This is a genomic window from Marinomonas sp. S3726 (assembly GCF_000967665.1).
In the GTDB taxonomy this organism is placed as follows: Bacteria; Pseudomonadota; Gammaproteobacteria; order Pseudomonadales; family Marinomonadaceae; genus Marinomonas.
This window is the reverse complement of sequence record NZ_JXYC01000002.1, coordinates 1-10,792: the sequence shown is the minus strand read 5'-3', so window position 1 is coordinate 10,792 and position 10,792 is coordinate 1. Positions and strand designations below refer to the sequence as shown.

12 protein-coding genes and 1 pseudogene are annotated in these 10,792 nt (G+C 37.7%); all 13 read left to right on the top strand.

The window, feature by feature from the left end; genetic code table 11:
- The first annotated feature begins 257 nt into the window (after positions 1-257).
- The gene (locus TW85_RS00240; protein WP_046015076.1) at positions 258-1,079 is read left to right on the top strand and encodes a metallophosphoesterase family protein; all 822 of its coding nucleotides are present in this window, start codon (positions 258-260) and stop codon (positions 1,077-1,079) included.
- A gap of 44 nt (positions 1,080-1,123) precedes the next feature.
- Positions 1,124-1,597, top strand: a complete 474-nt coding sequence (locus TW85_RS00235) for a CreA family protein (RefSeq protein ID WP_046015074.1) — start codon at positions 1,124-1,126, stop codon at positions 1,595-1,597.
- A 577-nt stretch (positions 1,598-2,174) separates the two neighbouring features.
- Positions 2,175-2,612 (top strand): tyrosine-type recombinase/integrase, encoded by a 438-nt coding sequence (locus tag TW85_RS00230; RefSeq protein WP_084616065.1) that lies wholly within the window; start codon positions 2,175-2,177, stop codon positions 2,610-2,612.
- Positions 2,613-2,762: 150 nt separating this feature from the next.
- Positions 2,763-3,083, top strand: a complete 321-nt coding sequence (locus tag TW85_RS00225; protein WP_046015072.1) for a hypothetical protein — start codon at positions 2,763-2,765, stop codon at positions 3,081-3,083.
- A gap of 110 nt (positions 3,084-3,193) precedes the next feature.
- Positions 3,194-4,484 (top strand): annotated as a pseudogene (gene umuC / locus TW85_RS00215) (translesion error-prone DNA polymerase V subunit UmuC).
- A gap of 156 nt (positions 4,485-4,640) precedes the next feature.
- On the top strand, positions 4,641-4,865 hold the full coding sequence (locus tag TW85_RS25885) for a hypothetical protein (RefSeq protein WP_052701740.1): 225 nt from the start codon (positions 4,641-4,643) through the stop codon (positions 4,863-4,865).
- A 105-nt stretch (positions 4,866-4,970) separates the two neighbouring features.
- Positions 4,971-5,276: an HNH endonuclease gene (locus TW85_RS26415; protein WP_272947140.1), complete on the top strand. Its 306-nt coding sequence runs from the start codon at positions 4,971-4,973 to the stop codon at positions 5,274-5,276.
- Between the two features lie 91 nt (positions 5,277-5,367).
- A complete protein-coding gene (locus TW85_RS00205; RefSeq protein ID WP_046015070.1) occupies positions 5,368-5,682 on the top strand; it encodes a hypothetical protein in 315 nt (104 codons plus the stop codon).
- 3 nt (positions 5,683-5,685) lie between these two features.
- Positions 5,686-6,039: a hypothetical protein gene (locus tag TW85_RS00200; RefSeq protein WP_046015069.1), complete on the top strand. Its 354-nt coding sequence runs from the start codon at positions 5,686-5,688 to the stop codon at positions 6,037-6,039.
- Positions 6,040-6,670: 631 nt separating this feature from the next.
- The gene (locus TW85_RS00195; RefSeq protein ID WP_046015068.1) at positions 6,671-7,306 is read left to right on the top strand and encodes a hypothetical protein; all 636 of its coding nucleotides are present in this window, start codon (positions 6,671-6,673) and stop codon (positions 7,304-7,306) included.
- An 82-nt stretch (positions 7,307-7,388) separates the two neighbouring features.
- Complete coding sequence (locus tag TW85_RS00190; protein WP_046015067.1) at positions 7,389-8,513, top strand: HNH endonuclease signature motif containing protein; 1,125 nt, start codon at positions 7,389-7,391, stop codon at positions 8,511-8,513.
- Positions 8,514-9,185: 672 nt separating this feature from the next.
- Entirely contained in the window at positions 9,186-9,851 is a 666-nt protein-coding gene (locus tag TW85_RS00185; protein ID WP_046015066.1) for a hypothetical protein, read from the top strand.
- Between the two features lie 83 nt (positions 9,852-9,934).
- A complete protein-coding gene (locus TW85_RS00180; RefSeq protein WP_046015065.1) occupies positions 9,935-10,675 on the top strand; it encodes a DUF4241 domain-containing protein in 741 nt (246 codons plus the stop codon).
- Positions 10,676-10,792 lie beyond the last annotated feature (117 nt).

Sequence of the window (10,792 nt, the reverse complement as noted above, 5' to 3'; positions counted from 1 at the left end):
GCTTTTAGACCACGCCCTTCGGGTCTTGCAGAAAAAGTGACATCCTGTGCTGTCCCGTCCTGAAAGGTACCTGAACGAACTTCTATTAATAAACGCAAAGAGACGCCTTGATTGGCACTTATTCCCTATACATTAAAGGTTAAGACTGAGAAGAGAAGACTTAATCGCAGGTTCCCCAGTTTGAGTTCGTCATTTTTCCTTGTAGAATCAATCTTTATTACTCATTTTTTGAGATCTAATTGATTGAGAGCCTTCCTGTGAAAATAGCCATACTTTCGGATATACATTCTAATATCTTTGCCTTAGAAGCCGTTATCGCTCACTTTAAACGTAAGTCGGTGGATATGGTGGTGAACCTTGGTGACATCTTATATGGCCCGATTGCACCCCAAGCCACTTATGAAAGACTGCGTGCGTTAGAAAATGAATTCCGTGTGGTGACAATTCGAGGTAATCAAGACAGGCAAATTTATGAGGCGGATGAGGCCGAACTTGAGTCCAACCCGACCATGGCGTTTATTCATGAGGATTTAACGCAAGAGGCGATGGATTGGATGCGTGCTTTACCTTTTGATCGCCAGCTAACCGATTACCTCTATTTGTGCCATGGCACGCCTGATAATGACCTTATCTACTTGCTGGAAGATGTCAGTTCAGGCAAACCTGTTTTGCGAGAGAATGACGAAGTAGAGGCATTATTAGCGGGTAATAAGAGTAAAATTATTCTTTGTGGCCATACTCATACCCCAAGGGATTTTCTTTTAAAAAGCCAAGATGCAAATGATACTTCCGAGCATGAAGGAGCCTATCTAAAAAATACCAATACCATGAGCCAACGTATTATCAACCCGGGCAGTGTGGGTTTGCAGGCGTATTCTGATGATTTACCTGTGCCTCATGCGATGGAAACTGGCTCTTCTGAAGCGAGTTACACCTTATTAGAGTTAGGTAAGAATAAAAACATTTATAAGCTATCCCACGAAAAAGTCTCTTATGACATTGCCAGTGCGGTACAATTGGCAAAATTAAGAAACCGAGATGATTGGGTAAAAGCCCTTGAAACTGGGTTTCTAAAATAAAGCTGAATAAATCGATCAATTCCTTTAAATACAAAGGCGATACAATGAAAAAGTTATTATTAGCGATCGGGATGTCCGCAGCCTTGGTGGGTTGTTCTGATAATGAAGTAGGGGATATTTCCCTAGGTTTGTTTACCTTAAAAGATATTAAGGTGTCATCTATGAAGGATGACAAAGTTGCTGGCGTTACCTGCCATGTTGCTTCGATCGAAGCGAATTTAAGTTTGTCTGATCCAAGTGACTCTTCTATCTCTTGTCGTCAAACCGGTGAAATTACACCTGAAATGATAGCCAGTTTAGATCAGTCTAAATCGGGTGAGGTGGTCTTTAAGCAATCTAAAAGCATCTTCTTTAAAACCATGAAGGTACGCCGTATTTATGATGCTGAGAATCAAACCTTGCTGTATTTGTCTTACACCACAAAAGAAACGGATGGTAGTTTTAAACACAGTTTGTCGACGGTGCCATTATGGGGTACCAAGGCTTACGTTCAGTATGTCGAAACAACCATAAGGTGACATAAAACAATCATAAGCTGACATCTTAGATAAGCATAAGCTGACATCGACCATTTTCTGTAATTTTATTACATGTTAATACTAGTTTAATTAGCTGTATCCCTCAATTCAATATTGAGTTTTAAATAGCTAAAGAGTCAAATGTAGAAGTGGCGACTCAGTGTAAATTATTACTAATTTTAAAATTTTGGTTATTATTATCTAGTTTAATCAACAGATTGTTTTTGGCTGTTATGGAAAAATCTAGTCAAATGGATTGTAACCTCCTATTATAACGACTTAGTAAGAGCGAGATCGTTTGGGTTGCGGGCATTGATGCCTTAATTACCTCGCCTCCCGTTGACTAGAAAACTATTAATGTGAATACCAATTTAATTTTTTGGCTTTGTATTGAAAGATGTCAGCGCTCTTCAAGAAAGAGATAAACAACTAAATTAGTTGATAATAGGGACCACAGAATGAATTAAGCCTCTTTAGCTGTTTAGTTAGAGGGGCTTTTTTATTCTGATTATCTAGAAGATATCTTTTCGTATAGAGGTTAACAGTCTTTCTTAAACTCTTACTATATGGATTCTGTATCAGTAAGACGAGCTTAATCAAGTGGTCTTACATTTCATTAGAGCAGGGTAATTTGTATTTGCCTGGTAGCATCACCAAAAATGGCAAGGATCATCGGTTACCTTTAAGCCCTCAAATAGTAGAAATACTCAAAGAAGAGAAACGCCTTTCAAAATCGCCATATGTCTTTAGCTTTGGTGGTGATCGCTTTATTCCACGTAGAACTATTAATAATTGGTGTAGTGAACTGAGCCATAAAGTAGGCATCAAATTCACCTCTCATGACTTACGTAAACTTGCTGCAGATAGTCTGCAAGATATGGGCATTAATGATGATGTGATAGAGATGATTCTCAACCATAGCCAAGGTGATTTAGATAAGGTATATAAGCAGCGTTATAGCCAGACTCAAGTGCGGTTAGCGATTGATAAGTGGGCGGGGGTGGTGTTGGGGTGAGGTTGAGCTTGTTACTTATGATTGAAGATTGATAAAATATAGAGACCAAAAAATAAAGAGATTGTGAAATTGTAATTATCTATCGTATATTTGTTTTTGATAGATATTTATAATAGTGTTACTGTATCTTAAATATTTGAGAGAGCAGTTATGGATTTAAAAGTTATTGGTGATCGTCTTACACCTGATGATAAAGAAAGAATTAAGGCTAACTTAGAAAAGTCCATGAAAAAGATTCAGGCTTTATCAAAGCAATTTGAGGACCCTTTGTTGTTAAAAGAGTCAAGGTTTAAAGGTGATGATTTGGATTTCTCTCCTTATCCATGTAGTCAAAAAGTTGAACAGAATAAAGAATCTATATCGGGCTACATTTTTAAAAATTATGTGAATGTAATTCTAACGGGAGTGATAGGTGGAGTGATAGCAGGGGTGATAGTTGGCTATGTTCTAAATGAAATTCTACCAAAATAATTTTCATAATAATTCTTCATAACCAACACTGTATATCTATACAGTGTTGGTTGTAATATTCTCATGTATCTCAAATCACTTAAAATCCTTCCTTTCACGCTGCATTTAGCATGAAACCTATCTTTGCTTTGGTCGATTGCAACAACTTCTACGCCAGTTGCGAGAAGCTTTTTAGACCTGATTTACTGCATGCCCCAGTGGTAGTGTTGTCTAATAACGATGGCTGTGTGGTAGCTCGTTCCAAAGAGGTAAAAGCCCTTGGTATCAAGATGGGTGGGCCTGTCTTCAAGCTCAAAGACGAGATAGCCAAGTATGACATTGTCTGTTTCTCATCTAATTACGCCTTCACCCATAACGCGAGTATTATATGCTGACTTATCTAACAGGGTAATGACTTTATTGGAAGAAGAAGCACCAAGGCTAGAAATCTACTCAATTGACGAAGCCTTTATGGATTTAACAGGCGTCGATAATGTGGTTGATTTTGATACTTTTGGCTGATCTGTAAAGCATAAGATTGATACTTGGGTTGGTATTCATGTTTGTGTGGGAATTGCCCCCTCTAAGACTCTCGCTAAGCTGGCTAATCATGCGGCTAAGAAATACAAAGGAACTAAAGGCGTTGTAGACCTGACTAATAGAGAAAGGCAAAGACGTTTAATGGCCTTAGTTGATGTAGGTGATGTGTGGGGGATTGGTCGTCGTATCTCTGAAAAGCTGATTGCCTTGGGTATTAAAACAGCTTTAGATTTGGCTGATGCTGACCCTAAATCTATTCGGTTGAAATTCTCAGTTGTGGTTGAGCGCACTGTAAGAGAGTTAAACGGTATATCTTGCATTGATCTTGAAGAGGCCGCACCCACTAAGAAGCAAATTATTTGCAGTCGATCCTTTGGTGAGCGCATATTAGAAAAGCAGTTAATGTGCGAGGCCATTTGCAAGTATGTAACACGGGCTGCAGAAAAGCTTAGAGGTGAGAAGCGTTTAACTAAGTCGGTTAGTGTGTTTATTAGAACTAGCCCTTTTAGCAAGGGTGAGCCACATTATTCGAATTCAATGGCAACTGAACTGCCAAACCCCACTGATGACACCCGTGATTTATTAGAAGTTGCTGAAGTTCTATTAGATAGAATTTGGCGTCCTGGTCACAGGTATGCAAAGGCGGGCGTCATGCTTATGGACTTCTATGAACAAGGGACTTATCAGGGTGATATGTTTAGACCACACGAAGGTAAAAAGAAGTCTAAAGAGCTTATGAGTGTCGTTGATAAGATTAACCATAGTGGCTTAGGGAATGTCTTCTTTGCTTCTCAGGGAGTTACACCTCAATGGTCTATGAAGCGTGAGCACCTATCACCAGCCTACACCACTAGGTGGAGTGATCTTAAAGTTGTTAGGTGAATGTTTGTTCACTTTTTGATTGCTGATAGCATCGTTTAGTTAGAGGGAAGATAAACAGCCTTTCTTTTTAAAAATTAATTAGATGTGACGTTTTTAGTGCGGTGTATAAATAGGACAAGTAGAGTGTGTATATTATTAAAATGTTAGGTTTTTTAGATGTCTGATCTAATTCTCGAAGAGATTACTAGAGAGAATATTATTGATGCGATTCAAGAGTTTGATATAGGTATAGAGCACCAGTTTGGTAAATCCACTGGTTACGATGTTTTATTTGAAGGTCGTCGTTATCCACCCAAGGCAATTGTGGGGATAGCTGCAAAGTACGTCATTAACAAGCAGCTTGGGCCCTACGATTTTAAAGGAGGCTTAAAATCGAAGTGATTCCGTGTTTTAAAAGATAATCAGTTTGAGGTAGTTACTAAAGGAGAGAGCACAAAGATTATCCCAGAAGAAGTTGATGAAACTGAGACTCATACTGAAGGTTCTGTGACTCAAATAGTTGTAAACCGGTATGAAAGAGATCGTGATGCAAGAACAAAATGTGTCAAAGAATATGGCGCGGTATGTCAAGTTTGCAGTATGGATTTTGAGAAAAAGTATGGAACTATCGGTGAGGGATTTATTCATGTGCATCATATTAGACGGTTGTCAGATATAGGTGAAGAGTACAAGGTAGACCCACTTACTGACTTGGTGCCTGTATGCCCGAATTGTCATGCTATGCTCCATAAACGCAGGCCACCATATTCAATAGAAGAGTTACAAAAGATACTTTGTGACAACGAAACCTAACAAGTATAGCTTCAGGGAAAAAATTCATGTGCTGTGGTTGATAGGCTTCTAATTATCACTGGATAATCAAAAATAATAGATGGGGATATACATGGATAAGAATACTTTGGATATTGAGCGTCAGATTATTAAAGCTATAATAAACAGAGTTCATGATGAATCAAACAGAATCTCAGATACTTGCCAAAGAGACATTGCACTTCTAGTTAGGTCGAGAGTGCCTGAAGGAAAAGCGTGGAATGAGCTAGATCATAATGAGATAAATAATCTTATTGATGAATTTTCAAAAAAACTTCATAAAGATACTCCAATATCAAAGAACCCTAAAAAAAGAACAATTATTCGACGTTCAATTTTAAGGGGGATCAAAAAATTATTGAGCGATATTTGGCCTTTTGGGGAGTGATCTATGGATAATAATGAAAGAGATAAGTTAGCATTTGAATATGCCAAGGACACAACAAAACAGTTGATGACTTTGGCTACGGGTTTTATTGCTCTGACTGTTACTTTTTCGAAAAGCTTTATTAGTAACCCTCCAGAATATGTTATCTGGCAAGTTACTGCTTTATGGCTCTTGTTATTAGCGTCTGTAATATTTGGACAGATTTGCCTTATGAGTCTTACGGGAATATTAGGGTCTAAACGACGGCCTCCTCTCAATATTTACAATAAAACGATAAAATTCACATCAATTATCCAAGCCTTGACATTTTTTTTAGGTTTAGGATTTGGAGTAAGTGTTGCTATAACAACAATTTAGAATGCAAAAAACTAGCAAGGAAAATCAATCTGACACTTTAGTTCCGTAATATTTTTATGCAGCCAAGAACTGGATCTGTTTATATAGCGTTAATACCCAAAATAAGAAAGCAGCCTACTGGCTGTTTTTTTGCCTTATGAAAACTCAACTTTTTCTAAATAGACAAATGTAGGCACGCTTTTTGCCAATCTTAAATGAAAAATACACTCTATTTTCCGCCCGTATACCGCCCGCGGCTTTTTGAGTTAGGTGTGAAAAGTTATTAATAATCAAGTGTTTAGTGAGTTAGTTTCCGTTTTTTAAGAAGAAAAGGAAAGTTCTAATAAAACTGGTTAGTTTTAACGTTACAAATATCAATGAAATGGCACGAACTATCATTGTACCCATTACTTAATTATGTAGAATTAATTAGCTGCTTTAGTGACACGAGAATAACCGTGCTTGAAAAAGTAAATCGGAATCGAGATAGCGCACATGCGTTTTAGCCAGGGAGGCTTCCAGTTATTCAATTGCCCTTCCTTTTAAAAATTAATCAGATGTGACGCTTTGAATTCGGTGGATAAATCGGACAAACCGAGCACCACGTAATAACCCTTAATTGTTATATTTAAAATAGATTACGGATTACTAAATGAGAAAAATAATAGTCATATTCCTTATCTGTAGCATTGGCTATTTTCTAATTGGCTGGTATGGCCAATCGGAAAGCTGGCTAACTATGGAGCAGTACCTTACATATGGAGGAATCATCGGAGGCTTAGCTTCGATCTTTGGACTTTTCGGTTTTCTTCGGCCACCCATGTCTCGAAATGACATACAAAACATTGAAATTGAGTCTCTCAAGAAGGTAGTAGAAGCATCAGAGGAAATAAAGCGCCTCGAAGATGCCCAATCACACCAGATTACAAAAATAGATGAGCTGGAAAAACAAAGAAAGGAAATGGAGTTTCTCGTTCGAAAAGCAAGTATGAGCCTTTTTCTGCAAGAGCAACGAAAATATCTTTCTAAACAAGTTTTATCTTATATAGACTCATCTGACGAGTTAAGGGATCAGTTAGAATCCCTTACAGAAATCGATGAAAAGCTGGAAACTCTAGAAGAAGAAATTGAGCAAGACGCTAATGTTGAGCAATTGAAACAAGTAATAAAACAGGCTTCAGCTACATCATTTTCTGACTACTCGTCTAAAAACTTTAAGTCGCCGCTAACAAAGTCTATGTTTTTAGTTATGAAAGCTCTAGATGAAGCGTTGGGTGTAAAAATATAACAAGCGCAGGCAGTCGGGCTAATTTTACGCTGCGCTTCAAATTAGCCTGCTGCTGCGAGCGTTACATATCAAGGAGTGTTTTGTGACTTCTAAAAGAACATTTGAAGCTTTAGTCGCGAGAGAGGTTGATACTCAAAAGGCACAAGAATTAGTTGATAGAGGATACACACTCTCTAAGTTAAAAGAGATGCAGAAAAATAAGCTCAAAGAGATTGGGCTCGAAGAAAACTCCATATCTATAATATCTAAAGAGGCTAGGTCTCCAATACCCACTGAAACTGTGAGTAAACTACTTCATGAGTCTAAACGGATATGCTGTGTTTGTAGAGAGCCAAATAGATCTGTAGTTATTCACCACATAAATCAGTGGAGTGAATCGAAAGATCATTCTGAACGTAACTTAGTAGTTCTATGCCTTGAGCATCATAACGACGCACATACGACACGAGATCTATCCTTGTCATTAACTAAAAGGCAACTAAAAGATCATAAAAAAGCATGGACTGAAGCTGTCAAAAGAAAAGACTCTCGAGCGATTCTAGGGATAATGGATACAGATGGCTCTATGTGGGATTACATAAATCATAACCGCATGTTTCAACTGGCAAAGAAATCTAAGATTAATTTAACTCAATCACCATATTTTTATGCTGTAAAAGAAAATGGGATGGTTAATTCTCTGGGGCTTATTCAAGATACTAGTAAATGGGAGATTGATTCTAAACCTACATTTAGGCTTTACGATTGTGGAGAAGGTACAACATTGTATTACTATACCTCCAGCATATTAGAGCAGCTTATTAGGAAAATACCAGTAGTTGATATAACTCACAGGTGGTCAATTGGTGAGTTAAAGACATTGTTGTCTCCCGGGATATTTATATGCTTGCGTGGTGCTTATTACTACAAGTCTATTTCAGACGTAAACAGAGGAAGGAATCGTATTAAGCGTGGTTACAGACGAAAATCCAAGATAAGAGTGGACTTTCAATTTGATGCTTGGGAGGCAACCAGTTGCACTTCAGATGCATGTCACTTGTCTGGTCGTAAATCCTCTATGGCTATATTGCTAGTGAAGTCAGTTTCAGTTAAAAATGAATGGCTAAATATCACTGCAAGTTGTCTTGCTATCGGAAGTGGGTTTAGTAATGAAGACTCAAGCGTCTCTTGGTATGTTGACGATGACGAGTTTGAATATGCTATGTAACAAAGCGCTGCTGTCGGACAGTTTTTCCGCTGCGCTTCAAAGTTTTCGCAGAGCGCGGCGTTAACCCCATGATAAGAAAGCAGCCAATAGGCTGTTTTTTCGACTTAAGAAAACTCAATTTCCTCTAAATAGACAAATGTTAGGTACAGTTATCACTAAAGTTATACGCAAAAAATACTTTATTTTCCGCCCGTATACCGCCCATGATTTTTAGTACTAGGTACGAAAAATCATTAATATTCATGTACTTAGAGTGTTAGTTACCGTTTTGTCAGAGGAAAAGGAAATTTCTAAAGAAACTGGCTGTATATACAGTTTATTTTTCAAATTACTGAATTGTTAATGAAATTGGCACGCTTTAGCACTATAGATATCTGTGATATGGCACGCTTTAGCACTATAGATATCTGTGATATGGCACGCTTTGTCATTGTGCCTATTTTTAAAATATGTAGAATCAATTAGTTATGGGTAGGGCACGATAATAACCGTGCTCGACAAGCAAAAATAGGAATCGAAATAACGCGCATGCGCGTTTAGCCAGGAAGGTCTTCAGTTGATAAGTAACCTTTCTTCAAATTAATTAAGCAGATGTGACGTTTTGAGTGCGGTGGATAAATCGGACAAAATGAGCGTGCGCATTATTAAGCTGTTAGAAGATAACGGAATGTTATGCATCAAGAGTCACCAGCGTATCAAGATAAAGAAGAAAGAAGACTTATTACGCTTGCTTCAATGGATAATTTATTGAAATTTCATGAGATTGAGCGACAAGAAAAACATAACGCTTTAAAGTTCTATTCGGCTTTTCTTGGTGGTGGAATCGCTTTGTTAATAGGTATTTCAAAAATATCTACAGGAATCGAAGCTGAAATATTCAAATATATAACAATAATACTGATAATTAATTTATTAGTAGTAAAAAAATTAGTAGCCGTAAGGGGTGCTTCAAATAATATATATCATGAATATGGTAGAAGGCTTAGTTTTTTACTTGATAGTCACTCAAGTGATTTAGATACCGCAGGGAAAAACGAGTTAGATTTCGCTTTTCAGAAATATATTCGTGCTCAAAAGTTAGGGCCACTATTGCCAAAACACTCCGCAGATACTTTTGAAGTAAAGGGATTGTTGTTTATCACAATTCTATTTAGTTTCACTTACTGGCTTCCATTAAGTGAATTCTCAAATATTTTACAAATAGAGTCTTTATGTGTTTCGTTATTCGTATTTTTCTTTCATTTAGGTGCTGTTTCTTGGTTATCTTATAGTATTCTTAAAAACGCAATGAAGATGCCAAATGTATCTTCTAACAAGCCAATCAAGTCGGACGCGTAACAGCTGGCTGTGCTCGTTCCTCGCAATTTTAGCCAACTATTACACGCCGCTTATTGGGGCGTTAGTCAACACAAGGAGGTTTCTTGCAATATCCAAATGGAAGTAATTGGTCAGCACTAAAATCCGAGATTCTTTGTAATGGTGAAGACAACATTAAGTTGAGTAATATTTCTTGTGGGAAATTAAAGTTACCTTCAGGAAAATTGATTGTATGCGATCCATTTGCGGGAATGAGCAAGTCAGATAACTCATTTATACAAATCCCACCTGGCGAATATGAGGTAATTGTTACCCTTGCTGATGTAAGCCCTAATCTTGATGGAAGCCATAATCGAGAAGCATATGCTAGCTTAATCATTGATGCCAATGCTAGTGAGAATTCGAGAAAATTTCTAGAGCTCTCACAAAGCGGAATGCCATCTAATCAATCTTTGAACTCTGACGAGTTTTTAGGATATGGTGTTGACGCTGGTACTTCATGCTTTGCTGATGCAGAAACAATTGAACAGGACATGCCAGATCAAGATACATGGTATGAAGGTTTATTTGAAAATGATGATAATAATTGTTGGTTTAACCAAATGGATGACGATAAATTAATTAGAAATGGAATCGCAAATATCCCATTGCCTATGAATAATGGGAATAATCTAATACTTTTCCATTCGGGTTGGGGTGATGGGTTCTATCCTGTAGTTGGCAGTTATGATTCAAATGGTGCACTTATAGCTGTTCACACGGATTTCTTTGTTGCGCATTCGCCAGAAGATGATGAAGAAACAAATAGTTCAATTGATAAACCATGGTGGAAGTTTTGGGCATAGCTGTAGTCTTGCCTAACAAGTTGCTTAAACGGACGTGTAACAGTTGGCTCACGCTCGTTCCTCGCAAGTTTAGCCAACTATTTCACGCCGCTTAGCAAGGCGTTGGTATGACTCCCC

What these genes read in the sequence shown, in the direction of transcription:
- TW85_RS00235 (WP_046015074.1), top strand. Translation starts at nt 1,124, where the DNA reads ATGAAAAAGTTATTATTAGCGATCGGGATGTCCGCAGCCTTGGTGGGT.
- TW85_RS00225 (WP_046015072.1), top strand. Translation starts at nt 2,763, where the DNA reads ATGGATTTAAAAGTTATTGGTGATCGTCTTACACCTGATGATAAAGAA.
- TW85_RS25885 (WP_052701740.1), top strand. Translation starts at nt 4,641, where the DNA reads ATGTCTGATCTAATTCTCGAAGAGATTACTAGAGAGAATATTATTGAT.
- TW85_RS00205 (WP_046015070.1), top strand. Translation starts at nt 5,368, where the DNA reads ATGGATAAGAATACTTTGGATATTGAGCGTCAGATTATTAAAGCTATA.
- TW85_RS00200 (WP_046015069.1), top strand. Translation starts at nt 5,686, where the DNA reads ATGGATAATAATGAAAGAGATAAGTTAGCATTTGAATATGCCAAGGAC.
- TW85_RS00195 (WP_046015068.1), top strand. Translation starts at nt 6,671, where the DNA reads ATGAGAAAAATAATAGTCATATTCCTTATCTGTAGCATTGGCTATTTT.
- TW85_RS00185 (WP_046015066.1), top strand. Translation starts at nt 9,186, where the DNA reads ATGCATCAAGAGTCACCAGCGTATCAAGATAAAGAAGAAAGAAGACTT.